The organism is Bacillus sp. PK3_68 (assembly GCF_003600835.1).
Classification (GTDB): domain Bacteria; phylum Bacillota; class Bacilli; order Bacillales; family Domibacillaceae; genus Pseudobacillus.
Window position 1 is genome coordinate 4,404,697 of the sequence record NZ_NQYC01000001.1, and the last position, 25,650, is coordinate 4,430,346.

The 25,650-nt window shown below is 36.8% G+C and carries 21 protein-coding genes and 2 pseudogenes; 17 read left to right on the top strand and 6 right to left on the bottom strand.

Annotated elements, in window-relative coordinates; all coding sequences use genetic code 11:
* The first annotated feature begins 87 nt into the window (after positions 1-87).
* From CJ483_RS21960 to CJ483_RS21980, 6 genes and pseudogenes are all read left to right on the top strand, one after another.
* Positions 88-762 (top strand): response regulator transcription factor, encoded by a 675-nt coding sequence (locus CJ483_RS21960; RefSeq protein WP_120037614.1) that lies wholly within the window; start codon positions 88-90, stop codon positions 760-762.
* Positions 759-1,304 carry a hypothetical protein gene (locus CJ483_RS25230; protein ID WP_259455749.1) on the top strand — a complete coding sequence of 182 codons (546 nt, stop codon included), beginning with the start codon at positions 759-761 and terminating at the stop codon, positions 1,302-1,304. Before CJ483_RS21960 ends, CJ483_RS25230 begins: the two co-directional genes overlap by 4 nt.
* Before the next feature lie 56 nt (positions 1,305-1,360).
* A complete protein-coding gene (locus CJ483_RS25235) occupies positions 1,361-2,038 on the top strand; it encodes a sensor histidine kinase (protein ID WP_259455750.1) in 678 nt (225 codons plus the stop codon).
* Between the two features lie 210 nt (positions 2,039-2,248).
* Positions 2,249-2,781: pseudogene (locus tag CJ483_RS21970) on the top strand (hypothetical protein).
* A 100-nt stretch (positions 2,782-2,881) separates the two neighbouring features.
* A complete protein-coding gene (locus CJ483_RS21975; protein ID WP_120037616.1) occupies positions 2,882-3,106 on the top strand; it encodes a hypothetical protein in 225 nt (74 codons plus the stop codon).
* A 703-nt stretch (positions 3,107-3,809) separates the two neighbouring features.
* Positions 3,810-9,368 (top strand): S-layer homology domain-containing protein, encoded by a 5,559-nt coding sequence (locus CJ483_RS21980; protein ID WP_120037618.1) that lies wholly within the window; start codon positions 3,810-3,812, stop codon positions 9,366-9,368.
* Here CJ483_RS21980 and CJ483_RS21985 read toward each other — a convergent pair.
* The 3 genes from CJ483_RS21985 to CJ483_RS22000 all read right to left on the bottom strand — a co-directional run bounded on the left by CJ483_RS21985 (position 9,354) and on the right by CJ483_RS22000 (position 11,199).
* Positions 9,354-9,635, bottom strand: a complete 282-nt coding sequence (locus CJ483_RS21985) for a site-specific integrase (protein WP_182917132.1) — start codon at positions 9,633-9,635, stop codon at positions 9,354-9,356. The two genes, CJ483_RS21980 and CJ483_RS21985, sit on opposite strands and share 15 nt — an antisense overlap.
* 605 nt (positions 9,636-10,240) lie before the next feature.
* Positions 10,241-10,555 (bottom strand): hypothetical protein, encoded by a 315-nt coding sequence (locus CJ483_RS21995; RefSeq protein WP_120037622.1) that lies wholly within the window; start codon positions 10,553-10,555, stop codon positions 10,241-10,243.
* A gap of 191 nt (positions 10,556-10,746) precedes the next feature.
* Complete coding sequence (locus CJ483_RS22000; RefSeq protein WP_120037624.1) at positions 10,747-11,199, bottom strand: DUF4878 domain-containing protein; 453 nt, start codon at positions 11,197-11,199, stop codon at positions 10,747-10,749.
* A gap of 298 nt (positions 11,200-11,497) precedes the next feature.
* Between CJ483_RS22000 and CJ483_RS22005 the strand changes: the two genes are divergently transcribed.
* Both CJ483_RS22005 and CJ483_RS22010 read left to right on the top strand, forming a co-directional pair.
* Positions 11,498-11,839 carry a YolD-like family protein gene (locus CJ483_RS22005; RefSeq protein WP_182917133.1) on the top strand — a complete coding sequence of 114 codons (342 nt, stop codon included), beginning with the start codon at positions 11,498-11,500 and terminating at the stop codon, positions 11,837-11,839.
* On the top strand, positions 11,829-13,103 hold the full coding sequence (locus tag CJ483_RS22010; RefSeq protein WP_120037628.1) for a Y-family DNA polymerase: 1,275 nt from the start codon (positions 11,829-11,831) through the stop codon (positions 13,101-13,103). The genes CJ483_RS22005 and CJ483_RS22010 overlap by 11 nt, the downstream gene beginning before the upstream one ends.
* A gap of 179 nt (positions 13,104-13,282) precedes the next feature.
* Here the strand turns inward: CJ483_RS22010 and CJ483_RS22015 are convergent, their stop codons facing one another.
* A complete protein-coding gene (locus tag CJ483_RS22015) occupies positions 13,283-14,905 on the bottom strand; it encodes an amidohydrolase (RefSeq protein WP_120037630.1) in 1,623 nt (540 codons plus the stop codon).
* A gap of 33 nt (positions 14,906-14,938) precedes the next feature.
* Positions 14,939-16,273, bottom strand: coding sequence for an APC family permease (locus CJ483_RS22020; protein ID WP_120037632.1), 1,335 nt, complete (start codon positions 16,271-16,273; stop codon positions 14,939-14,941).
* Positions 16,274-16,676: 403 nt separating this feature from the next.
* Here CJ483_RS22020 and CJ483_RS24685 point away from each other — a divergent pair, with 403 nt between their 5' ends.
* Entirely contained in the window at positions 16,677-16,829 is a 153-nt protein-coding gene (locus CJ483_RS24685) for a hypothetical protein (protein ID WP_182917134.1), read from the top strand.
* Between the two features lie 343 nt (positions 16,830-17,172).
* Here the strand turns inward: CJ483_RS24685 and CJ483_RS22025 are convergent, their stop codons facing one another.
* Positions 17,173-17,724, bottom strand: a complete 552-nt coding sequence (locus CJ483_RS22025) for a cysteine hydrolase family protein (RefSeq protein ID WP_120037634.1) — start codon at positions 17,722-17,724, stop codon at positions 17,173-17,175.
* Positions 17,725-17,843: 119 nt separating this feature from the next.
* Here CJ483_RS22025 and CJ483_RS22030 point away from each other — a divergent pair, with 119 nt between their 5' ends.
* The 8 genes and pseudogenes from CJ483_RS22030 (at position 17,844) to CJ483_RS24690 (ending at position 25,550) form a co-directional block, all read left to right on the top strand.
* On the top strand, positions 17,844-18,284 hold the full coding sequence (locus CJ483_RS22030; RefSeq protein WP_120037636.1) for an Lrp/AsnC family transcriptional regulator: 441 nt from the start codon (positions 17,844-17,846) through the stop codon (positions 18,282-18,284).
* A gap of 663 nt (positions 18,285-18,947) precedes the next feature.
* A pseudogene (locus CJ483_RS22035) lies at positions 18,948-20,515 on the top strand (DNA topoisomerase); the annotation flags it as partial.
* Between the two features lie 353 nt (positions 20,516-20,868).
* Positions 20,869-20,949, top strand: a complete 81-nt coding sequence (locus CJ483_RS25240) for a hypothetical protein (RefSeq protein WP_259455828.1) — start codon at positions 20,869-20,871, stop codon at positions 20,947-20,949.
* Positions 20,950-21,038: 89 nt separating this feature from the next.
* Positions 21,039-21,380 carry a toprim domain-containing protein gene (locus tag CJ483_RS25245; RefSeq protein WP_259455751.1) on the top strand — a complete coding sequence of 114 codons (342 nt, stop codon included), beginning with the start codon at positions 21,039-21,041 and terminating at the stop codon, positions 21,378-21,380.
* A 1,411-nt stretch (positions 21,381-22,791) separates the two neighbouring features.
* Complete coding sequence (locus tag CJ483_RS22045) at positions 22,792-24,243, top strand: sigma-54 interaction domain-containing protein (RefSeq protein ID WP_120037638.1); 1,452 nt, start codon at positions 22,792-22,794, stop codon at positions 24,241-24,243.
* Between the two features lie 350 nt (positions 24,244-24,593).
* A complete protein-coding gene (locus tag CJ483_RS25250; RefSeq protein ID WP_259455752.1) occupies positions 24,594-25,016 on the top strand; it encodes a sulfite exporter TauE/SafE family protein in 423 nt (140 codons plus the stop codon).
* Positions 25,009-25,398, top strand: coding sequence for a TSUP family transporter (locus CJ483_RS25255; RefSeq protein WP_259455753.1), 390 nt, complete (start codon positions 25,009-25,011; stop codon positions 25,396-25,398). Before CJ483_RS25250 ends, CJ483_RS25255 begins: the two co-directional genes overlap by 8 nt.
* The gene (locus tag CJ483_RS24690; protein WP_182917135.1) at positions 25,395-25,550 is read left to right on the top strand and encodes a hypothetical protein; all 156 of its coding nucleotides are present in this window, start codon (positions 25,395-25,397) and stop codon (positions 25,548-25,550) included. The genes CJ483_RS25255 and CJ483_RS24690 overlap by 4 nt, the downstream gene beginning before the upstream one ends.
* Positions 25,551-25,650: the final 100 nt, after the last annotated feature.

Genomic DNA, 25,650 nt, shown 5'->3' on the forward strand with positions numbered 1-25,650 from the left:
TTAAAGTAATTAGATAAGTCATTAGGCTGGCATGGTAAAATTAGGTGTAATTTTCCTGTTTTATTAATGAGGGGAGGCACCTAATTTATGAAGCTAACAATTTTGCATATAGAAGATGATCAAGAAATTGGCTCATGGGTAAGCAAATTTTTAACAGAACGTGGATATGAAGTCATTTGGATTACGTCTGGTCATGAGGCAATGAAGCATATGGAACGGGCTGATCTTGTTATCTTGGATATTATGTTGCCGGGGTTAGATGGTTATACAATCGGTCAGCGTCTGAAGAAGAAATACCCGAATACACCAATTATGATGCTATCGGCAAGAACTTCTATGGAAGATAAGTTACAGGGACTCAGTTTCGCGGATGATTATATGACAAAGCCGTATCATCCTAATGAGTTAGCTGCCCGTATTCAAGTACTAGTAAGGCGATTAGGAGTTATTGCACCAGAAAATATCGAGGTTATGCATTTACGAATTGATCAGAAGTCAAATCGGATCATCAATACAATTTCTAAGGAAGATATTATTTTGACGGGAAAACAATTTCATATATTTATGTATTTATTAGACCACTTGAATCAAATATTGACGAAAAAACAAATTTACGAAGCAGTGTGGGGAGATGCTTATATTGAAGGGGATAAAACATTAATGGTTCACATACGCCATTTGCGTGAAAAAATTGAGTTGGACACAAGCAATCCGCAAATCATTGAAACAATCCGAGGGCTTGGATATAGGATGAAATCATGAATATCATACAATCTTTAATGACGAGATATTTGTTTCTTATTTTATTTGCCCTCGTCCTTTTTCCTCTTATTCCAGCCATTTATTATTCCCCTCTTCTGTTCAATAAAGGATTATACGATCCAAAGGAAATAGAAGCTATATGGAAGCGGGAGGCAGTTGAATTAGATGGCAAGGAAGCGAAGATAATTCATCATCGTCTTCAGTCTATAAAAAATAAGTATCCAAAGGCTAAGGTTTTCTGGGTAAATGGAAGTGGCGAATCTAGATTTATTGGAAAGAGGTCTGCCGATATTCCTGAAAATTGGACATTTACCGATTCTCTTATATTTATGGAGGAAAGCAAGTTTCATGTGGATACGTTTTTACAAAATAAAAACCCTCAAAATGTATATACCATTACGGCATTAATAGGAAACGATCCTAGACAAGGGATAATGGTTCTTCAAGTTCCAATTACTGATACAAACCTTGGCAGTATTTCTCTATACAAAGACTTTCCATTTATCATATTTTTATTTCTGTTAGTGGAGCTTTTTTATTAATCTCTTGGTTTTTCTTCTTTAATATACGCAACCGGCTTGTTAAGCTTCAATTTGCGATGTCTGAAACGGGAGATGAAGGTATCCCTGATGAAGTCGGGATTAGAAAAATGGACGAGATTGGAAGGCTGGAAGGTGCTTTTAACGAGATGATCAACCAGTTGAAATGCAGCAGGGATAGAGAGAAAGAGGAAGAAAATCTTAGGAAACGGCTAATCGCCAATATGTCTCATGACTTGCGAACACCCTTAACAGTCATGAGACAGCACGTATATTCCGCAAAGAAGTACCCAGCATCCTCTGCAGTAATAGAATCACTTCAAATTGTTGAAAACAAACTGGATGATATGGACAAAATGATCAACAATCTTCTTTCTTATACACTGCTTTCAGCTGGTAAACATCCGATTGAAATGCGAGACACGGATATATTGGATGAAGTTCGGAAAGTTATAGCGGAATGGTATCCTATATTGGAACGGTATAAGTTTGACATAGATATTGATTTACCGGAAAGATCGCTGATATGGAAGGTAGACCCTATTTGGTTTAAAAGTATTTTGGATAATTTAATTCAAAATGTTACTCGGCATGCTCGTTCAGGGCGATATATTGGAATTCAGGCGGTTGAATGTCATGGCTCCACTTTCATTGTCATTAGGGACAGGGGGAAGGGTTTAATCATGAATCTGAAGATAAAGGTGCCGGAATTGGGCTATCAATTGTTTCGCTTATGATGAAGGAAATGAATTTAGATTGGGAAATTGCCACTTCCTCGGAGGGAACCAGCATTTATTTGGGCATGAAAACTTAAACAAAACTTAAACAAGAAGTCATCTTAATGAACACCTTTGCAGTATATCCTTTTTATAAATAACAAATAGAAAGGATTGTGTTCAAATGGAGATGAGTACTCAAAAAATGAGAATGAGAAGAGAGAATGTCTTTTGAACTTAAAACATGAGAAACAATTAAAGTCAGAAATAGCTGACAAAACTTATTTCACTAAAGGATGGGGCTATACTGCAGCTCTTGCACTGTTGCCGTATGCAATTTTAAAATCGCTTTGGGCATGGGGATCAACGGTAGGAATTGAAACAAAACAAGCTATACGAGATGTAGCAGGATTTGGCGATACCTTAAAGGAAGGACCTGCTTTTCTATTTACGTTATATACCATCGGAATAGACTTCACCGCTGTCTTAGCGATACTGGCATCTTCATTTGCTTTAGCTCTTGTGACTTCCTGGGGGAGAAACTGCCAAAATGGTTATTAATCTTATCAGGGTGGTCAGTTGGGGTGTTGACAGTTCTAGTTAGCTTCTTGACAGCTCTTCAATTTTTGGGAGTGCTTCCTAAAGGATACACCGAAGGGTTAGCCACTTGGGTGTATGTGGTAACGTATGGAGGATTGTTCTTGTGGGGAGTAACTGTATTTATAGCAACTTTGTCGTTCCAGCATCGGATTAAAAACAAATAATCTCATAAAGATAAAGGATATTTTAAGCGATAACCTACTTCCAGAGCTTATCTTGAATACCCCTTTCAGTGTCCAAAAACACTTAACACTGAAAGGGGATTTGGTCAAGGTACTTGAGCGCAGTACAGAATTAAAAGTGGTTGGCGCAGGTCTGGGTCTTAGTTCCAACGCTTGGAAAGGGATCGTGCGTTTGGGAACTATCGATGATTTAGAAATGAAATGCCGCCTCATAAAAAGCATGAAATTCCTTGATCAAAAAGGAGATCTGATAAGCGAAATGGATATTGAATGCTTAAACCATAAATATAAGGAAAAAGTCAGTTAGGGAGAATAAACATGAGCTTTAGAAGAGAGTCAAGAATTTTAGAAATCCCCAAATGGGGGATATTTACATAAGTCCTGAGAAAATGCCTTCGCCGTTCATGTAACTAAAGAAGAAAAAGATGCTATTTATGTAGATAGTTTTCTATGGGATTTAGGTAGTTGGAAAGCTGTTAATTTTTCTGCTAAAGATGAAGCTGTAGAATTTTTTAAAAAAAGAGCACTTAAATTTAAAAGACAAATATCTATGCATTTTCATTAAAAAAAGATTTTCAAAAATAAAAGAATACCTATCAGTAACTTTTTTGAATGGATGAATGTAAAATCTTTCACCCATTTATAAATCGTTGTTTCTGGCACGCCATATCGCTGCTTAATTCTTTAACCGGGCTCCCGGAACGATACAAATCGACATTCTCTTAAAGTCATCATTATATTTTTCGCCTGCAGGTTTATCTTCTAATCCGGCCACATCCTCTCAAAATAATTCCAGGGGCTTAATTAAACGGTGTCCACGAAACTATATTAACTCCGCGTCTTTATACCCTAATTTAAATTAAAGGAAATAGATACAAATAGTTTCTTTTTGAACAATTGGTCTATAAACCTGTTTTTTGAAAATTAACGCCTTTTTAACAATGTACTTACAGTAAAAGTACAATCTTTATTTAAAATGTAAAAGAAGCATTTTTAATAAGGAGGAAGTTATGGGGAAAAGGTCTGTTTATACGTTAGCACTTGCCACTTGTTTATCTGTTTCAACATTTGTCTCAGAAATATCTGCCGAAGGGACGACGGAGTCTGTACAAACACCCATGTTAGATGTTCAAAAAAACCCCTCATTACTTATTACTGAGTTGGTTCCGAATACAACTAATGTACCTGGCAGTTCAACCGATGCCTACGAATTTATTGAGATATATAACAATAGCGATCAACCTGTGCCATTGAAAAACTATCAATTAATTTATCGCTATCCAGATGGAAGTAAAGGAGATGCAACATGGACATTTAAAGAAAATAAAACGATTCCTGCACAAGGCACGATCGTAGTTTGGGTGAAAAATGAAGCCAATGCAGATTTGACATTAGCTGACTTTAACAAGCAGTTCAATAGTCAATTGACGGAAGATCAATTAGCGACGGTAGAATCAGCAGGAATGTCGAATACAGCTGCACGGACATTAGCAATTGCTGATACATATACTAACGAATTATCAGAAGCAAGCTATTCACCAGACCAAGTGCAAGAAAATAAAGGTATTCAATATCAATTATCGGCTGATCAAAAAAAGATGGATGTCATCCATTTTAGTGAGCCGGCAACACCAGGAGCAGTCTTGCCAGAGCAAGTGCCGGAAGAACCTGTGCATGTTGTTGAGGATACAGTAGCTCCTGTGATCGAACATACTCCTGTAGCTTCTATTCAAGCAGGTGAAGATGTCCAGCTGAATGCTCAAGTGACAGATGATACAACGGTGAAAAATGTCAAAGTCACGTATCGATTGAATCAAGATAGCCCTTCGACAGAAATAAATATGTCAGCTGATGCACAGACGCCTAATACATATACGACAGTAATTCCTAAAGAAGAGATGGTAGGAAAAGAAATCTTTTATCAAATCCATGCATTTGATGGAGTGAATATAGCAAAAACAGAAGAATATAAAGTAACAGTAGAAGGGCATACATACGATTCGCAGAAAGTTCCTCAGCTGTTAATGACGGAACTTGTACCTGATTCCGCTAATGTTGGCGGTCTTGATGGGTATGAGTTTATCGAGGTGTATAACAATACGACAGAAACGGTGAACTTGAAAGACTATAAGATTCGTTATCGTTATCCAGCAGAAGGCCCAGGCGCTGATTTGATTTGGGGACCAGAGAAAGAAGACATCCTTTTGCCATCAGGTGGAACAATGGTATTTTGGATCATTAATGGAGCGAATCAAGATAAAACAGTAGCTGACTTTAACAGTCACTATAATGTTGATTTAATAGAAGACAAGAATATTGTGAAGGTATTTTCTGATGGAATGGCAAATAGCGGCGCTCGCGGCATTTCAATTGCGACAAATACAGGGAAAGACGTTTCAGTAGGCTATTATAATGATGAAGGAACGAAAGATGATACGATAGCTGACAAAGGCATCTTGTATACATTTCCGACAACACCGGGTGATACGGTAATGAAGAAATACAGCAGCGGCAAGGATATGGCAACACCAGGAACACTAGCCGACCGTCAAAAGCCAGCTCAAAAGGTAAAATTACCAATTGATAATGAAAAACCAGTCGTATCGGATATTACGGATCAAACACCCGTATCTGAAATGAATGATATCCAACTAACTTTTGATCTAAAAGACAATCATGCTGTGAAAACAGCCCGTTTATTTTACAAAACAAATAAAGATTCTCATTATCAATCTGTTGATTTAACAGAAAACTATGATGATAAATTGTACCACCATGCCATTTACTCTCCTAGTTTAATAGGCAAACAATCGGTTGAATATTATCTGGTTGTGTCGGACGGAGTGAATGAGACAAAGACAGAGGCGAAGAAGATTTCTATTTTACAAGATCAGCAACAAACCGGGATCGGTTTGAATGTAGAAGATGACTCTTTATTAAATAAAACAGCTTTAATTAAAGCTTCCCATCCAAAAGAATTTGCGAATACGAAGCTTTCCATTGATGGCAAGGATGTAACAGCGGAAACCACACCAGCTTTAGCAGAACCGGCCTATTTTGCTTTCGATGTAAAGAAGGTAAACCTTTATTTTAAAAATGGTGTCACTATTGGCGATGAAACATTACATATTTTTGATGATACGATCGATACATATGTAACAAAAACTGTTCCGGTCGATCCCAAATATTTTGAACAAGGAAAGGATGCTATTATTTCCATCCGCTCCGGAACAAAGGTATCTCCTTTTGATGAAGAATCCGAGGAAAACCGAGATGATTTTTACGTAAAAAACGTCCGGCTCGTATTAAAAGATGGAACGATCATTTACGATCCTGCTTACAGCAATCCAGATAAAGAAATTTCAGTAGGAGACGGAGCGTCAGCCAAACCAGTCATTGATTTCTCTTTTAAAGTGCCAGATGAGAAATTTATTGCAAAAGCTTATAAATGGGACACAACGAAAGCGCAGGAAGGCACTCACATTGTTGAGGCAACAAACGGAGAGGAAAAAGCCCGGGCAAACGTCATTGTTGATAATCGCGGGCCAGCCTTGACAGCCACTCTAGAAGAGGGGAAGGAATATAAAGGTCCGATCTCTATTAATGTTGAGGCAAAGGATGATTTGTCAGGAGTTGACAAAGTAACAGCAGAACTTGATGGAAAAGAAATCAGCCTTCCGCTTGAAACATCTTCCGCCAAACTAAAACCGGGTGCACATACGCTAAAAATAACAGCTGTCGATCAGGTAGGAAATGAAGCGGCTAAAACTGTTACATTTCATGTTGCTGAAGAGCAGCCGTATAAGCCAGAAGCAGTAAATCCAAAAGATGGTGCGAAGAATGTTTCTACTTCTACAAAATTAAAAGTGAAAGTGTCTGACCCAACAAAAGATGCTCTTGATGTGTCATTTATGAAAGGTTATCAGTATAAAGCGAATGAAGCAGATCATGTGTCTGTATACGAAAACAACGTGGATCGTGAACCGCCAAAGGAAATGATCCCTGCTGGAGAACAGCCTGTAACAGATGTTGACAAGTTAGCAGCGGCTGATCAACAGTATGTGACAACGAAGTCAACCGATCAATTTCCATACCAGCGCTTTGAAGTGAAAGTAGACGAAGAGGTTAGTGAAAATGATGAAATTGAGCTGAACTGGGAAGGGAAATCACTAATTGGCCGTAAAGTGTCCATGTATGTATGGAATTACAAAGCGAACAAATGGGAACTAACAGAGTGGAAAGTGGCTGAAGATGATAAGAACTTTAAGTTACAAGGTAGTGTGAAGGGTTCCGATTATGTGAAGGATAAGAAAGTACAGGTAATGGTTCAAGATGAGATTGCCTCGACAACTCAATTTGATTATTCCTTTATTTGGATGTCTGACACACAATATTACTCTGAAAGCTATCCACATATTTTTAAGAAAATGACTGAGTGGACCGTTGCTCAAAAAGAAGAGATGAATATTAAATATGCCTTTCATACGGGAGATCTTGTAGATGAGGCTGACCAGGAGTATCAGTGGAAACACGCTGACGAATATATGGGATATTTAGATAAAGGGAATGTCCCGTATGGCGTGTTGGCCGGTAATCATGATGTTGGCCATAAAACAGGTGATTATAATGAATATGGAAAATACTTTGGAGAAGCTCGTTTTAAAGACAAAGATTACTACGGGGAATCTTATAAAAATAACCGTGGTCATTATGATCTGATTAGCTCAAATGGCAATGATTTTATCATGCTGTATATGGGATGGGGGATCAATGACGAAGATATTGCCTGGATGAATAAAGTACTGGCTAAATACCCTGAGAGGAAAGCAATTCTAAGCTTCCATGAATACTTACTTGTGTCAGGAAATCGCAGTCCAATCGGTGATAAAGTGTATAATGAAGTGGTTCTTCCGAATCAAAATATTATTGCTGTTTTATCCGGTCATTATCATGATAGTGAAACGTTAGTGGATGAAATTGATGATGATAAAGATGGCAAGCCCGATAGAAAAGTATATCAAATGCTAGCTGATTACCAAGGGGGACCAGAAGGTGGACAAGGGTTTCTGCGTATTATGCAAGTAAATCCCGTTGAAAACAAAATTTACATGAAAACGTACTCCCCTTACCTTGATAAATTTAATTACTATAATACGACGGAGTATCCAGGAAAAGATGAGTTTGTCATTGAAACGGATTTGACACCAAAGGAAAAAGTAGTAGCTACCGACTCCTTTGAAGCGAATGTATTCACAGATAAGAAAATCGGTGAACAAACAGGTGTGAAAGATCAACAAACACCAGAGGTTTCTTGGAATAACCTTCAGGCGAATAAAGAGCATGGCTGGTATGTCACCGTCAAAGATCAATTTGAAGGAGAAGTGCGTTCAGACGTATGGACATTTACAACCAAAGCAAAGGAAACAGGCGGTGGCGGTGGCGGAACAACAGAGCCACCTAGCAAACCAGAGATGCCTAATGGCCAAGAGAAAATTATCGAAATCAACGAAGAGCAAATCCAAGCGGGTTCACATGAATGGCGGCTTGATATGAAAGAAGAGAAGGCCGAACGGATGAGTTTAGTCCTATCAAAAGAGTTAGTGAAGAAATTAGCCGCTAGCCAGCAGCCAATGAAGGTTGTTCTTGATGGAGATCATGATATGATACTTTCATCAGAAAACCTCACTTATTTACAGGAGCAAGACGACGAAATGATTCATGTTAAAGTGTCCAAAAAAGCGCAAGTGGCCAAAGCTGCAGCTGCTCCCCAATTCAAATCTGAGGTTGTAGAGGTATCCATTTTAGCTGGAGAAAAAAACGTTATTTCTGATTTACCGACACCGCTTTTATTCAGTATGAAGTTGAACGGCTCCGTTGAAAAAGATAAAACAACAGGTGCTTCTTATAACGAGAAAACACAGAAGTGGGAGTATGCCGGGGGCTATTTGCAAGGGGAACATTGGGTCATCCCGATAAGACAAGATTCTAGATTCACCGTACTTTCCAGTGATAAAGTCTTTAAAGATACCAATCAGCACTGGGCAAAGAAGGAAATTCATTCCCTTGCTTCAAAACTGATTACAAGCGGAAAAACGGAGGAGCTATTCGCTCCAGAACAAAAGTTAACAAGAGCAGAATTTGCTGTCTTACTAGTTCGTGCGATGCAAGTACCGCTGAAAGAATACGAGGGGATTTTTAAAGATGTCCCAGAAAGCAAGACTTGGGCAGCTGCTCAAATTGAAGCAGCCAATCGAGCAGGGATAGTATTCGGAAAAGAGGGAGGAGTATTTGATGCTGATGCCAATATTACCCGTGAACAAATGGCTGCTATGATTATTCGTGCAATTGAGTATCAGCAGCCGCAACTGCTAGATTCATTGAAGTTAAACCAATCATTTAAAGATGACAACCGCATAAATAATTATGCCAGGGTGCCTGTCAAACAAGCTGTAGAGCTTGGTCTTATTAATGGTTATAAAAATGGCAAGTTTGAACCGAAAAAGGATACAACAAGAGCGGAAACAGCTGTTGTACTTTATCGAATGCTGAACAAATTAAATAAAAATTAATAGAGAAAAGCCAGCAAAAATGATTTCTATTGCTGGCTTTTTGTTTGATTTTTTCCTTTTTTTCTTGCGAATCCGCAAATGTCCTGTGTTTCGGACATCCATAACCCGTAACGGCAGAATATCGCTGATCCGCAAGCCAGAATTGATGCCAAACGTAAATAAAAAATAATCCCGATACGGTTTGTGCAACAACCACTTCTTAATCATCAGGATCTTTTCTGGGCTCTGGATCGGTTCCACACTATTTTGTCCTTGTTTCGTCGTCATAAAAGGTTGCCTCCAGTTGCTATAAAAGATGGATTATGTCTCATTTAGTACGACTATACAATGCGACGCAATCGCTATTATGTTGCATTCGTGTTTTTATATCCTTCCATATATGCAAAAAAGGTAGGAAAGTTGAATATGTTATATTTTAATTAAATAGATAGCAATAATATGAGTTCATCTAATTATTTAAAGACCTAAGTAGCATAAAATATTTCGGAGGCGTTTAATGAAGATAAATCCTCGAAAAATAACTATATTTTCAACAGGTATACTCTTGCTTTTTATATTTTTTGTTTTATATGATTACTTCAAATTTAATGAGCTCAATTGGATCGAAAACTTTTTGAAGTCCTTATTTATATTAGCTTTTGTAAGAATCTTGAGTTGGTTATTTGATAGTAAAAAACAGCAAATGTAATCAGTGACGCATAAAAGAAAACAGCCCTCAATGAGAGAGCTGTTTTCTTTTTACTTCCTTTATTTCACAAAACTTACTAGTGTCTCTGTGGCTTGTCTCTCACGAGTCGATTTCAGGGAACACATAGTAAAATACCTCAGAATTTAAAACTCACTTAATTCGGCTGGTACGTGTATCAGCTGAATTAGTCTTCGGAAGGTTTGCGAAATACTTTGATGTGTTGCTTTTTCATGTTAAAAGTAAACTCTATGTCCCAACCAGACTTTTTAACTTTAATCACATCTTCTTTAAAGTAAAATACAAACGCCGTGTCTAATTCTTCATCAACAATTAAATAATTAGGGGCCTTATTCCAAAGTGAGAACTCTGCATTAGTGTATAATTTCCAACCATTATTTAACTCGTGTTGTTTCATGTGAGGTAGTTCACTGAATTTTTCCATTTGTTTTCTCCACGCTTCTTTTGGTGATTTTAATTCTCCGTTTGATTCTTCATACATAGTCTTACACCTTCTCGTTATTATAAATTTTCTATTTTTATTGAATAATCTACTTGGCTAACTAAAGAAGAAACAGCCTATAATTTTGAGTCTGACACCAAACCAAAAAGCTGTCAGTTTTAACTTCTAAAGATCGGGCATCTCTAATAAAGCATAATAACCCTGATGTTGCATTGACAACTTTGTTTATTTTATATTCCATCCGGTTGTTTGATTAGTTTAAAATCTTCATCATCAAGTGCATTTCCCCTACTTATATACAATTTCCATGCCTTATCTTTCTTTACAAGATGCATAGGTACTTGCTCAACGCTGCCATCCTCGTACTCTATTACTGTAATAACGGTTGCTTTATCTTTTGTTCCACTTTTGACATTCTTAATTTCATAGTCCTCTAATGGTGAAACACCTTCTTCAAGTGTTTTATATGTTTTTAGCTTCACTTCGCGATCATCATTAAAACGATCATCAATAACTAAATCAACCAAACTTTCATGGTCTTTTGCTTTAACTAACTCTATATACTCTTTTACAAATTTTTCTGGAGAAAGACTGCCTTGTATCTCAGAGTTTGTTAGAAACGGAGTAACTACAACAGCGATTGCTGCAACAGCTAGAAACGGAACGAACCAAAGCTTTCTCATTTAATCCCACCACCTTCCATTTTATGATTATGTTACCATTTAGAGTTAAGATAGTTAAGCTTATTTATTTTTTTCATTTAATTTAATAAGAGCCCCTCGTAAAATTTAATAATTCTTCTGGATGCTTCGTTACAGAAACAACACAATTACCACTATGTTACATTCTTAACTTTGTTTTTCTTATATACCGTCTGGTTGTTTAATCGGTTTAATTAGTGCATAACACATTGATATAAAGAACATAAGTTCGTATAATTATTTTAAAAAGGAACTAATGTTCCTATATGGAGGTATCCAAATGTTATATGAAGATAGAAAAATGCTAAAGTGGCAGGGGTTTATGTTGTCGGAACATACAGAACAGCTCCAAGAAACTAAACCTGTTGTAAAAGAAATAGCGATAGATGAACAGCAAAAAGAAGTGTTTGATCGAGTTTTACGTTATGCCTATAATCAGCAATTGCCTGTCACGGTTCATTTAAATACGTTTGGTTATCCGTATATGGAAGTAACGGGTGTCATTCAATCCTTTCATCACAAACCTAATCACTTGAAAGTTTTAGGAAAGGGAGTGATATGCACAAAGGATATAGTGGCGGTAGATTTTGCGAATAAGAAGGATGAAGGAGATGGATATTGATTATACGTTGCTCCCTAAACGTTCTATTCTTTGCATAGACGTTAAATCTTTCTTTGCCAGTGTAGAAGCTGTCAGGCGTAAAATACACCCTCTGGATGCCTATATTATTGTGATTGCCAATATAAATAGGTCTGGTTCAGTGGTATTAGCTGCTTCTCCACGAGTGAAAAAGGAATTTGGCATCCAAACGGGTTCCAGAGCCTTTGAAATCCCTCATGATCCACGATTCATACTGGTGGAACCGTCTATGAAGCTTTATTTAAAAGTAAATAAAATGATCATAGACATCCTTAAACGTTTTGTAGCAGATGAAGATTTGCATATTTACAGTATTGATGAAGCATTCCTTGATGTGACAGCTTCCAGAAAGCTGTTTGGAAACAAATTTGAAGTGGCTCGCACCATACAGAAAGTCGTTTTTAAAGAATTAAAGTTAGTCGTCACGATTGGAATTGGCGATAATCCTCTTTTAGCAAAACTAGCTCTCGACAATGAAGCAAAGAATGCAGCGAATGGGCTTGCTTATTGGTCGTATGAGAATGTCAGTGAAACGATCTGGAAGATCGAATTGAAAGATATGTGGGGAATATCGACAGGGTACATACATAGGTTACATCGTTTAGGGATTCATTCTGTCTATGATCTGGCTCATGCTGATCAACATAAGCTGAAAGACCGGCTTGGCCTAATGGGCTTACAACTTCACTACCACGCATGGGGAGTAGATTATAGCATTTTATCTGAAAAGCCCCAAGCGAAAGAAAAATCATTTTCTAAAAGTCAGATATTACTGCGTGATTATTACAACGAACGAGAGATTATGATTGTGATTCATGAAATGGTGGATGAAGTAGCGATGAGACTTCGTTTGCACCACGTAGCAGCCGGGAAAATCGCTCTTGCTATTAGCTATTCTCGGGACATTGAAGAAAGGGGATTTACACATCAAACACAGCTGCCTAGACAGACAAACTGCACGAAAGACCTGAATACTCAATTTGAAAAACTGTTTAAAAAATATTGGAGAGGACAGCCGATCCGGCAAATTTATGTGGGATGCGGCAAATTGGAACCGGCCTTGTATGAACAAATGGATTTATTTAGTACAAATGAAGAACTGGAAAAAAAACATGCACTTGATGAGGCCATGGACGAAATAAGGTTCCGTTTTGGGAAAAGTTCAATCTTTTGGGCGCATAGCCTGTTGCCAGGAGGAACCTTCCTGAAAAGATCCAATCATGTTGGGGGACATAGAGGGGAATAGAAGAAGGATATTCAATAAAAGCAGCTGAATAGTTACTCGAAGAAATTGCCTCCATTTGTCTGTTTTTTGTTTGGTCATCGACATTATAGCGGACGGGCGATTTTTTGTATTAAAAGAGCTGTCCATAAGTCAGTTATCCCGACTTATGGACAGCCTCTTAAAATGATTTGTAAAACATATTAAATCGTTAACAAGTGAGGGCTTTCAGAATGACTGTAAACAAATTTCCCATCGACCATCGTTGCTACTACTCTAGTGTTTGGAATTTCATCTGGCGGGGTTTGAAAAATATTTTTATTCAGGATAATGATATCTGCGAATTTTCCTTCTTCTAATGTGCCTAATTCATGTTCTCTAAACACACTATAAGCAGATCCTTGTGTATAGGCTTTTAATGCATCAGCCACGGTGAAACTTTCTTGTTCATTCCATGCATGTTCACCTGTGTGATCCATTCGGGTAACCGCATGGTAGATTTGTTTCATAGGATCTAAGGACGCAACTGGAAAATCCGTCCCGAAAGCTACATCAGCCCCTGCTTTCTTTAAGGATTCGCCAGGATAAATATAAGGGTATTTCTTCTCATCTACTCGGGTCGTATGGCTAGTTATAGGCATGAGGGCTAAATGAGAAGGCTGCACGGATGCAATGACCCCTAAGTCTTTAAATCTCTTTATATCACCTGGATGGATAATCTCGATATGCTCTAACGCATGGCGAGAATCTCTTTCTCCATTTTCTTTTCGTGCTTCTTCAAACATATCCAATCCTATATGAACAGCTCCGTCGCCAATGGCGTGAAAGCGAATTTGAAACCCTTCCTTATCTGCCTCCAACACCCATTCTGTCAACTGTTCTACAGAAAAAACGGTTTCTCCTTTTGTATCTGGTCTATCTACATAAGGATCAAGCATATAAGCCGTATGACCTGTAACTACTCCATCAATAAATTGTTTTAATCCGGTAAATTTTAATTTTTCTGATTGATAGCTATCACGTAATGTTTTTGCTCTTTCCATCTCTCCATTTAAAGCGGGATAGAGATGGATACGTGCCGTTAATTTTTCTTCGTCATCAAATTTTTTAAAAAGATCAAACCCTTCATTCAGGCTAGGATACAGATCATTTACTGATGTCACACCTAGTTTAGCAGCGTGCTGAAGGAAAGACGCTAGCAATTCCTCTTGTTTTTCCCTAGGAAATGCCATTGCCTTATCTGAAACTAAAGAGATCGCTTTTTCAATGAGGATCCCGGTCGGTTCTCCCATCGTATCTTTTTCAATTATTCCGTATGGGGGATTCTTCGTTTGACTATGAATATTGGCTACTTCCAAAGCTTTACTATTGACCCATGCATAATGAAATTCCGCATGATATAAAAAGACTGGACGATCCTTCACTACGTTGTCAAGCGTAGAACGGTGGGGAAACTGATGGTTCTCCCAATTGTTGCTATCCCAGCCGTTTCCAATAATCCATTCATCTGCAGGGTTTTTTTCAGCAAACTCTTTTACCATCATGACGGCTTCTTCTTCAGAGCGTGCAGACTGTAAGTTAACACTGAAATCATTAGTCAAACTTCCGCTCAATAGATGAAGATGAGCATCATGGAACCCTGCTGTAATAAGTTGATCTCCAAAATCTAATTTTTTTGTGTCAGACCCTATAAAGGGTTGCATCTCGTTTGAGTCGCCAACCGCCACAATTTTGTTTCCTTTTACGGCAATTGATGCAGGAGAGGGATGATCCCCTAAACCTGTAAAAACTGCTTGGCTCGAAAGGATGATATCTGCTTTTGTCATTTTAAACCCTCCAATTATACAGTATTTAGTAAACTATGCGGATAAATCCATTTCTGGCGGCCTCTTTTTGAATCCCTTTGTTAGATAAGTTAAATAAATAACACCAGCCAAAGCCCATATACTCCCTAAAACTTTGGAGTAAGTATCTAGATTTAGTAACAGCCATATATCTAAAACAGCCCCTATTAATGGCACAATAAGATAGAGGACTGTCCCTTTTATGGTTCTCTGTTGTTTTCGGATAAAGTAGTGACCGATAACCGAAAGATTAACAAATGTAAAGGCAAGAAAGGCTCCAAAGTTAATGAATGAAGCGACAATTGTCAAACTCAGCACCAAGGCTAATAAGGAAATCAAGCTAATGACAAGAATGTTGTTAACCGGGGTGTTTAACTTAGGATGCAGGCTTCCAAAAAACTTTTTCGGCAATTGACCATCTCTGCCCATAGCATATAGAACACGAGCCCCACTCGCTTGGGATACCATAGCTGACCCAAAAATACCAACTGCAGTAAGTGCAAGAAAGAGCGCGTCTACAAAATTCCCGCTAATTAACAGAATGATTTCATGTGAGGCGGCATCGGCATTTTTAAAAGACATATAATTTGGCCAAACATTATGTGCAATATAAGAAACGGTTGTAAAAATTAAGCCGCCAACTATCGTAATAATGAACACAGCCCGTGGAATATTCTTTTCAGGTTGAATGGTTTCCTCAGCAAAAGTCGTAACCGAATCAAAGCCAAGAAAGGAAAAGCAAAGCAACGCAGCTCCAGCAATAATGAAAGAGAATGATTCTTTTGGGTTGTAAAAAGGAAGGCTTGTAAACAGTTCTCCTGTTCCTTCCCCTTGTAAAATCGACCGAATGGCCAAAACACAGAAGAGGATAATGAACCCTACACCAAAGATAGTGATTAATATGTTTGCGCCAGTTGCTAATTTAATCCCTCTGACATTGACGATGGTTACCAGCGTTAACATCAATAAAATCCATATGTAACTAGGAATGGACGGAAAGGCCGCCTGATAAAATATACCGAATAGTAAATAGTTCACCATAGGAATAAGTAGATAATCCATTAAGAGCGACCATCCTACCAAAAAACCGACATGGGGATTAATCGACTTTTGGGTATAGGTATAGGCGGATCCTGCCACTGGAAAGGCTTTAGCCATTTGCCCATAACTGTAGGCTGTAAATAGCATAACAATCGTGGCTAGAATATAAGCACCCGCCACCATTCCATGTGAAATCTGCGCTGCCACTCCATATGTGCTAAAAACCGTCCCAAATGCCATAAAGGAAAATCCAAAAAGGACAACAGGCAACAGAGTCAATGTCCTCTTCATCTCTTTAGTTTCTGACATCTAACAACCTCCTTTTCGACTAATATTAAGAATATTGCAAATTTTATACCAATTAGCGCAAGCGATGATTTTAGCCTTTAGAAACCGAAAAAATCATTCCGAAACTATTCCAAAACGCATATTTTATGTTATTATTCATAATTTAAATCTCGTGTGGATGTTGATTAAGAAAAACTTGCAGGCGTTGTCACTTGTCCCTTTTTCACACAGAAGATAAACGGCCGCTTTATAGTCCTTCTAAGTCGGGATAGGAGCAGGAAAAAGTACGTTTGGAAAATTAAAAAATAATAGGTTTAATAGAGTAGTTTATAGATAGAGCTTTAACCGATTTAGAAACAGATGGATATACAGGAGAAAAAGCGTTTATTGCTAAAAATTAATAAAGTTTTTAAATCAGGTGGCTATGACAAAACAAATGAAAAGTGACAGGGATTTAATTATCAATTTGTCTTCTCTCAAAAACATGATTTTTGGGGGGAATGTGTATGTGGATTTAGATAGCGGTTCTGCTGCTGTTTACAGCGGTGCTAGCGATATGGTTACAACTAAAGAATAACGAATGCATAGCAGAGATGTAGAAAGGGCTTATCATAAAACTTCATTGTACACGAGCAACTTATCATGATTTCAAATTCGTTCCATTCTCTCTAATTGCAGTTTCATTACTCATTTAAAATCCTAAAGAATCATTTCTTTAAACCATGATAGGAAATAGATAGAATGTTTAAGATTATAGTGATTAAGATAAGGAGTTTAATGGAATAAAGGTTATCATTGTAGAAAAGCCATCTGTAGCTAAAAGCATTGCTGATGCTTTAAAAATAAGAACGAAAAAAGAAGGGAGCTTGTTTTTAAACAAACTCCCATTTATATAGAATGATATATTCTTCAAGACTGTATTAGTTTTGTTGCAGGAAATCCTCGGTTGAAATTACATTGGCATACATACTTTTAAGTGCGCTGACAAACGCATAGTGAACCTGTTCTGCTGGAACGACCTTATCTTGATAAGATAAGTCCCTTGTCGCACAGGCATCTTCAATCAGTGTAGCTTCAAAGCCTAGATCCACTGCGGCTCTAACTGTGGCATCAATACACATATGCGTCATCATACCTACAATTACTAGCTTGGTTACTCCTTTTTCTTTTAATTTGCTTTCTAATTCAGTTTTTAAAAAGCTGTTAGCGAAATGTTTTATAATAATGCTTTCGTGTTCTAACGGTAGAACAGCTTCATTTATTTCCACTCCCTTCGTATTTGGAAGAAAGAAGCCTAACTCTGGACTACTTGCGACATGCTGGATATGAAAAATATTATCTTTGTTATTTTGTCTAAACCAATCAAGAATTTTAGCCGCATTAGCGGCTGCTTTTTCAGGATTGCTTAATTCCATCTTTCCATTCGGAAAATAGTCATTTTGAATATCGACAATGATTAAAGCTGAGCTCATTTTTTTCACCTCATTTAAAATTTTAATTACAATATAATGATAAATAACATCTTGATTTTTATCGATACTTTGGCGAAACACTTTTAGATCAAAACATTTCATGGTGAAAGGAATTTATTATGGAACTTGATAACATTGATTTTAAGATCCTTCGGTTACTATCTGAACATTCACGTATTCAATGGAAAGACTTAGGTAATCAAATTCATATGACGGGACAAGCAGTAGGGAACCGTATAAAAAAACTTGAGGAAAGTGGTGTGATTAAAGCTTACTCTCTACTAGTCGATGAAATGAAATTAGGACTTACTTATACAGCGTTTGTCATTATTTATATGAAAACAGCAGATCATGATTCGTTTATACGTTTTATCTATGGTCGAAATGAGGTAATTGAAGCTCATCGAGTATCGGGAGAAGGATGTTACCATTTAAAAATAAAAGTTACATCTCAAGACCAATTAAATCTTTTTCTTAATGAACTACTGGAATATGGGAATTACAGTATCCATTTATCCATCCAAGAGATTAAACAACAGAACCCGTTGACTGCCACATAATAAAAAGCGGTTATTCCTTTTCTATAAGATCAAAAACAGCAAAAAGGTATAATTCCTCGAATATTGAGGTATTATACCTTTTTAAGTATATGACTTTAAAACCTTATTTATCAAAATAAGTAACCAAGTTTTATTCCTCGCTATTTAACATTTACTTTAGAAGTTCAGTTTAAAACTTTTGCGGGTTCTTCTTCTACTAAAGGAACAGTGCAGTTGAGGTTTTAATCCCGCTATAACAAAGGGTAAATAGAAGGAAATTAGTCTTCTTCCTACCATCAAAAATAGCCCTTTAAGATATATAGTCTTTGATATAAGTTTTGAAATAAAAAATTCTCAAATTCTAAGGGCTTTCCACCATAATTTTGCCTCTCCTAAAACCACAGTTTTCGTCAGTAAGGCTTTTTCCTTTATAGGAGTGGGTTGCAGTTCTATGATGGTTTATATGACGTTATAAATATTACTATAAAAGATAATGAACAGTAGACAAGGGGAAAAAATTTATCATGAAAAGCTATTGTGCATGAACAATAGCTTTTAAACTCCTTTCATTCCCTCTAACCGTAGTTTTATTACTCATTCGAAATTCTAAAGAACCATTCCTTTAAACTACAAAGAGAAAGAGATATAATATTTTACATTACACTGATTAGGGAGTTTAACAGAATGAAGGTTATTATTGCAGAAAAGCCATCTGTAGCTAAAAATATTGCTGATGCGTTAAAAATAAAAACGAAAAAAGATGGTTATTTTGAAGGCAATGGCTATATCATCACCTGGGCTTTTGGGCATTTATTACAGCTGTATGATGCGAAAGATTATGATGAGAAATTGAAAAAGTGGAGCATGGAAAACTTTCCATTTATCCCGTCGCATTTCCGGTACAAGGTAAAAAGCGATCCACGCAACAGGGAGAAAGAAGACCTTGGAGCAAAGAAACAGCTAAAGATTATCTATTCTTTGATTAAACGAAATGACGTGGAGACTATAGTGTCTGCTTGTGACTATGACCGTGAGGGTCAAATTATTGGTGACACAATTATCTATAATCTCAAGTCCCAGAAAAAAGTATACAGATTGTTATTGAACGAGTGGACCCCTGAGGAAGTATTAAAGGGTCTCCAAAAAATATTAAACCTAATATTGAAATGAAGCCTCTTCAAGATGCCGGATTGAGCCGCCAGTGGGCAGACTGGCTGATTGGCATCAATTTAACATCAGTTGCTACATTAAAGTACCAAAAGGGAAGAGGACAGGCTTTAAATATCGGAAGGGTCTTGCTGCCAACTTTAAAGATTATTTACGACCGCGATAAGGAAATCGAGAATTTTGTACCGGAAGATTATTATAAATTAACGGCTACTTTTCAAACGAAAGACGGCGAAGAGTATGAGGGGACTTATTTCGAAGAGGGGCGGGAAAAGTTCAAAAGTAAAGAACCTCTCGAATTAATCGAGCAGATCCTAGCCAATCAAAGCGGCACAGTGATTGATAAAAAGGTCGAACGGAAAAAGGAGTTTCCGCCTTATTTATTTAATCTCTCAAATTTACAAGGGTACATTACAAGTAAGTATAAAGGCTGGACGTCCGACAAAGTACTGAAAGTCGCCCAGTCCCTTTACGAGAAAAAATTGATCACGTACCCTCGAACAGCGAGTGTGGCTTTAGAAGAAAGCCTTGTAGGCAAAGCAGCTAAAGTGCTGGACGTTTTAAAAAAGGGGCTGCCTTTTGAAGAGGAAATTAAATTTCAAAAAACGAAACGGATATTTAATAACGCAAAGGTGGAGAGCCATAGTGCGATTATTCCCACTTATTTGGTTCCTAAGTCGTTAACGAAAGACGAAGAGATGGTTTATACGGCCATTAAAAACCGCTTTATTGTTCAGTTTATGCCGATAGCGGAATACGAGGAAACGAAAATCACGACTAAAGCAAATGTTAACGAAATAAAAGGTGTGTTTATTTCTAAAGGAAAAGTCCAGACAGTCGTTGGGTGGAAAAAACTCGAAAAAATTGAATCAAAGGATACGCTGTTACCAGCTGTTACAATCAATGAGCATGTGGATATAACAAAGCAAGATGTATCGTCCCATGTGACAAAGCCTCCGAAGCCTCATATCGAAAAAACATTGCTTCGGGTCATGGAAACCTGCGGAAAAGGCAGCAAAGGTGGAGAGAGTGAAGAGGGAGAGGAGATGCTTGCTTCCATTCTAAGCGGCTATAGCATTGGCACTATATCTATATAAAAACATGTGTGCTTAATTAATTTTTATATCCGATCCATTGGTACATATGTATATAGCTACTATTTTAATCGTGTACATAAATAGTTTATTGCACATAATTAGCTTCGTTAGTGGGCTATTATGTGCATTTTTATTAAATTTAACTTGTATTGATTTTTGAAGAATTTGAATTTTATACTGAAAATGGAGGGTTTTAGAACTTAAAAATAACGTCCAAGATTAGTTTAGCAATCAGGCTTTTTAATATTGAAATTTCCTTAACGTTCTAAATCCGCATTTTCCTGACGCTACCTCTAAACGATCAATTAGCTATTAGAGATTATTTAACCAATGACCGCAAAATAGATTCGCGTCCGGTAAATTGGTTAGCCCAGAAAGAACTGATTTCTCAAGACCAAAAAAAGAATGTCATATTTAAATGAAGAGAAACAGGCGGCAAAGAAAAATCGTTGGTGCAGAGCGGTAAGGTACAATTAAGACAGATAATAGGAGAGGTTCATTTAAGTAAATCTTGAAAAATGGGAAGGAACATTCAGGTTTTACAGTAGATATAGGTCGGCCTGATACCATTTACTTCTTTGAAAACCCCATTGACCTACTCTCTTATTGGAGCATTAAGCAAGAAAAACTCAAAGACGACCGAATGGTAAGCATGAATGGACTAAAACTAAAAATAGTTTTTCAATCTTATCTTAAAACTAAAAAAGAGGGCTTAAACATTAAGAATGTCGTTCTGGCAGTAGATAATGATAAAGCAGGTAAAGAATTTATTAAGAAGGTTAGACAAGTAGTAAATATTGATATGTTAAAGACCGGCATTCCTAATAACGAAAAGACTGGAACGATGAGTTAAAAAAGAAAGTAGGCAATAAACAAGAAGCAAAACAGGAGAAAAAGTCAATTTCAACACTGCAAAGAACACTTGGGACTGTGATGGAAAAATAAACAAAAACACAAAAACACAAAACACAAAAACACAAAAACACAAAAACACAAAAACACAAAAACACAAAAACACAAAAACACAAAAACACAAAAACACAAAAACACAATAATACAATAATACAATAACACTTAATGAGATATCAGGAAACAATATGGATGGTGTGATTGTGGCAGTGTTCCCTAATCAACACATAATAATTCAAAGAAGATGAGGATGCGAAATGAAAAACGATGGTATCAAAACTATTTGCCTTATATAGGGGGAAAGATGTCAAAGTTTTATTCTGTTTTTTGAGCTTGTACTTTCTATCTATTCAAGTAATACACACTATCATTCAATAAGTGTGAGCTGGCTTGAACATTCTTCTATAATATAAAAATGCCGAACCAATTGTTTATTTCAGAAAAGGATGCGGATTACAGAAAGGATCAAACTTTTTTATAAAAGTTCCTTCTTTATTCAAAATGGATTCTTTTAATTTGCTGTGGAAATGCAGGTTTATACGTTATTTCTGGTCAAACTTTATTTTAAAGTAGCATATTATTAGGGTTTTATCGATATTGAGAAATTATTTTTCGATATTGCGAACGATTTATGCTTATTTATATAAGTTTTACAGAAGAGGAATAGCAAAATTGGTAAAACAACAGATTTTTTCCTCTTTTAGTCCTTAGTTTTACTAGATTTTTAATTTGGCATAAAAACTGCATAAAGAAACATGTAAGCCAAGAGAAAACCAGTGGAGATTTGAAACCCAAATGAACTAGTTGACCGATAAAATAATAATTATGAAAAATGGACTAAAGGAGCGTTTTAATGTGGAAAGACGGAGAGGAATGTCTGGAGCAACTGATGAATTATTTACAAGGAAACTTAAATTTATTGGCGAAGATTTTTGACGGAAAATTCTAAAAATAAAGCCTGTTAAACCAGAGGGAACTTATCTTGTTTGGTTGGACTGCATGGGACTAAGGCTAACAGTAAACGAACTTAATCAGTTTATGCATTGTCAATGCAGGTGTCGCTACGAATGAAGGGTGAATTTTTTGGGGAAATGAGGAAGGCTTTATACGTATGAATATTGGCTGCCCTCGTCTAATATTAAAAAAGCTTACAACAAATTCAACAAGCGGTTAATATTTTATACTTGAAAAAATAGTACGTTACCAGCTTAAGAAGGGTTATAATAACTTTAATTAGCCTACTCGAAACGATTTTGTAAACGTTCTCTATTATCTAATAAGCAACATTTACAAATAAGATGTTTAGAAAACAATAGATCATTTAGATGGGCTCTAGCTCGTAGGAGGGAGAAAAAGTGACGAGTATAACTCAAAATCAGGAATTTATTCAAGTGTTTTCAGAAAACATTACAGCAGTACTTGGTTTTGATATAACAATACTTGATAAAAACGGTAATCGGGTAAGTGGCACAGGCAGCTATCAGCAACAAATTGGCAAACCTGCACCTGACGGCTCCTTGTTACGGGCTGTGATGAAAACAGGCAGACCCGAATTGACCTATGATGTTATAAAAAATGAATCCCAGTGTATGAGCTGTAAATTTTTAAAGCAATGCAAAGAAACAGCAACTATAGGTTTTCCGATAGTAAAGGGGAGAGAAACTCTAGGAGTCATTGGGCTCATGGGTTTTTCTGTTGAACAAAAGAAAAAGATGATTAAGAATGCTGAGGCACTTAAGAGGTTTCTACAACATCTAAGTTTGATATTAGAAAGCAAGTTGGTTTCGCAGGAGTGTAGATCTCAATCCAAATGCAGTTTATATGAAGACACTTTAGAATCAGGTAAAGTTGTTACCTTTGAAAGTATAATTAGTAAAAATGCGGATATGCAAGATGTTATATATAAAGCCAAGCGTGTAGTAAACAGCCCGGCAAATGTTTTGATTAGAGGAGGGACTGGAACAGGCAAGGAATTATTGGCAAAGGCAATTCATTTCGAGAGTGATAGGAAAAACAATCCTTTTGTTGCAGTTAATTGTGCTGCTATACCTGAGAATTTGCTGGAAAGCGAATTGTTCGGCTATGAGGGAGGAGCTTTTACTGGGTCAAATCGAGAAGGAAAAGTGGGGAAGTTTGAGCTGGCTAATAATGGAACTATCTTTCTCGATGAGATAGGAGATTTACCTCTTTCTTTGCAGCCTAAATTTCTAAGAGTGCTACAGGAGAGAGAGATTGAAAGAATTGGGGGAAATAAATCACTGCCTGTTAATGTTAGAGTGATAACGGCTACACATCGCAATTTAGAAGAAATGGTTCAAAATGGATCATTTCGTGAGGATTTATACTATCGGATAAATGTTATTCCGCTTCATACAAAGTTATTGAAAGACCGTCGGGATGAAATTCCGTTTTTTCTTCAGTATTTTATTTGTAAACATTGCTCAACTTTAAACCGTCCATACTTAAGCATTGATCCGCTATTAGAACAATGGTTAATACAATATGATTGGCCAGGTAATATTAGACAGTTAGAAAATGTTGTTGAATACATGGTAAATATGGCAGAATCTGAAGTGATTGGCTTTCAAGACCTTCCAGATTATCTCTACCAAAAAAAGCAAACACCTATAAATACCCGAGGATTAAGTTTGGAAGAGATGGTTGCTGAATATGAAAAATCGGTTATACAAAGCTTCTTTCTAATTGAAAAGAATAGAATAGATAAAGAAAAAGTTGCTGATGAATTGAAAATTAGTTTATCAACTCTTTATCGCAAGATGGAAAAATACAATCTAAAAGTTTTATAAATAGTATTTTGAGATTGCAAATTTTAATTTGCAATCTTTTTTTTGTTTATTGGAATTGTGGGAGGTCATGTATTTAAAAATTGAGAAAATCATTATCGGATCTAGGAACGAAAAAAAGCCATGACGATAGGCTTTCATCCTCACGATCGCGAAGTTGATAAATTTTGAACCTAGAAGGAAAAAGGAATGTTGAATTAACAAGGGTTTTAAGTTGGCACAACTCTTGCAATATTAGAAAACGACACAGAAAAATGGGAGGTGAAGCAATTTGAATGGTTTTGATGTTTGTAATTTATTAAAGAAGCACCCGCATATGTGTCACAGAATTTAAAAGGGAGTAATGATATGAAATGACAATTGAACAATGGATTCTCACTGTTGCCTCAGGCGGAATTGTCGGTTTCACTTTGGGCCTGATTGGCGGCGGCGGTTCAATTTTAGCGGTACCTCTTATGCTTTACTTAGTTGGAGTGAAAGATCCGCATATGATCATTGGCAGTACTGCCCTCGCTGTTTCAATTAATGCCTTTGTAAATCTCATACCTCATGCGCGTGCTGGTCATGTCCACTGGAAACCGGCAATTATATTTGCTATACCTGGTGCAATAGGCGCTTTCTGGGGATCGACCCTTGGGAAGCTTATTCCGAGTAAACAACTGCTATTCCTCTTTGCTTTACTTATGATTATTATGGCCATTAAAATGATTTTGCCTAAAAGAAATATAAAACAAAAAGCAAACTTTGAAATGCAAGGATCTGATTTAAATGGATAAATACAATGGAAGAAAATTAACGATCACTGGTGGACTGACGGGTTTAGCATCTGGCTTTTTTGGCATCGGTGGCGGGTTTTTAATTGTTCCATCTCTTATGGCAACCACAAATATGTTAATGATTGAAGCAATAGGTTCTTCTTTGTTTTCCGTAGGAACTTTTGGACTTACAACGGCAATAAATTACAGTATCTCAGGTTTAGTAAATTGGTTGGTAGTACTGGCGCTTGTGGGCGGTGGGTTTATAGGAGGCATATTTGGCACATTGGCGGCAAAGAGTTTAAGTAAGCAACGAAAAGCTCTCAATTATACGTTTTCTGCGATTGTCATAACTGTGGCCATTTATATGATTATTATAAATGCTGAAGCCTTGAATTTATGAATCTGCCTAAGTATGTTAAATATTTGTCTTTGGCAGAACTAATAATTGATCTTCTATTATCAGTATCTAGTGACAAGGAAGCAGTCGATTATTTATTTGAAGGTGCTCACGAAGTTGTAGAGCCGATTCAGCAAAAGGTTCAAAATGGCTAGACTATGTTGCAGAAGGCACGGAAAGAAACGGAAAGAGACCGTTCACAAGTAACGATCTTTACATTGATCAGATTAATAAAAGAACCTGCTATTCAGCGAA

Bases quoted from the DNA above. Each gene is read 5' to 3' on its own strand.
- CJ483_RS21960 (WP_120037614.1), top strand. From the start codon at position 88: ATGAAGCTAACAATTTTGCATATAGAAGATGATCAAGAAATTGGCTCA.
- CJ483_RS25230 (WP_259455749.1), top strand. From the start codon at position 759: ATGAATATCATACAATCTTTAATGACGAGATATTTGTTTCTTATTTTA.
- CJ483_RS25235 (WP_259455750.1), top strand. From the start codon at position 1,361: ATGTCTGAAACGGGAGATGAAGGTATCCCTGATGAAGTCGGGATTAGA.
- CJ483_RS21980 (WP_120037618.1), top strand. From the start codon at position 3,810: ATGGGGAAAAGGTCTGTTTATACGTTAGCACTTGCCACTTGTTTATCT.
- CJ483_RS21985 (WP_182917132.1), bottom strand. From the start codon at position 9,635: ATGACGACGAAACAAGGACAAAATAGTGTGGAACCGATCCAGAGCCCA.
- CJ483_RS21995 (WP_120037622.1), bottom strand. From the start codon at position 10,555: ATGTATGAAGAATCAAACGGAGAATTAAAATCACCAAAAGAAGCGTGG.
- CJ483_RS22000 (WP_120037624.1), bottom strand. From the start codon at position 11,199: ATGAGAAAGCTTTGGTTCGTTCCGTTTCTAGCTGTTGCAGCAATCGCT.
- CJ483_RS22005 (WP_182917133.1), top strand. From the start codon at position 11,498: ATGTTATATGAAGATAGAAAAATGCTAAAGTGGCAGGGGTTTATGTTG.
- CJ483_RS22010 (WP_120037628.1), top strand. From the start codon at position 11,829: ATGGATATTGATTATACGTTGCTCCCTAAACGTTCTATTCTTTGCATA.
- CJ483_RS22015 (WP_120037630.1), bottom strand. From the start codon at position 14,905: ATGACAAAAGCAGATATCATCCTTTCGAGCCAAGCAGTTTTTACAGGT.
- CJ483_RS22020 (WP_120037632.1), bottom strand. From the start codon at position 16,273: ATGTCAGAAACTAAAGAGATGAAGAGGACATTGACTCTGTTGCCTGTT.
- CJ483_RS24685 (WP_182917134.1), top strand. From the start codon at position 16,677: ATGACAAAACAAATGAAAAGTGACAGGGATTTAATTATCAATTTGTCT.
- CJ483_RS22025 (WP_120037634.1), bottom strand. From the start codon at position 17,724: ATGAGCTCAGCTTTAATCATTGTCGATATTCAAAATGACTATTTTCCG.
- CJ483_RS22030 (WP_120037636.1), top strand. From the start codon at position 17,844: ATGGAACTTGATAACATTGATTTTAAGATCCTTCGGTTACTATCTGAA.
- CJ483_RS25250 (WP_259455752.1), top strand. From the start codon at position 24,594: ATGACAATTGAACAATGGATTCTCACTGTTGCCTCAGGCGGAATTGTC.
- CJ483_RS25255 (WP_259455753.1), top strand. From the start codon at position 25,009: ATGGATAAATACAATGGAAGAAAATTAACGATCACTGGTGGACTGACG.
- CJ483_RS24690 (WP_182917135.1), top strand. From the start codon at position 25,395: ATGAATCTGCCTAAGTATGTTAAATATTTGTCTTTGGCAGAACTAATA.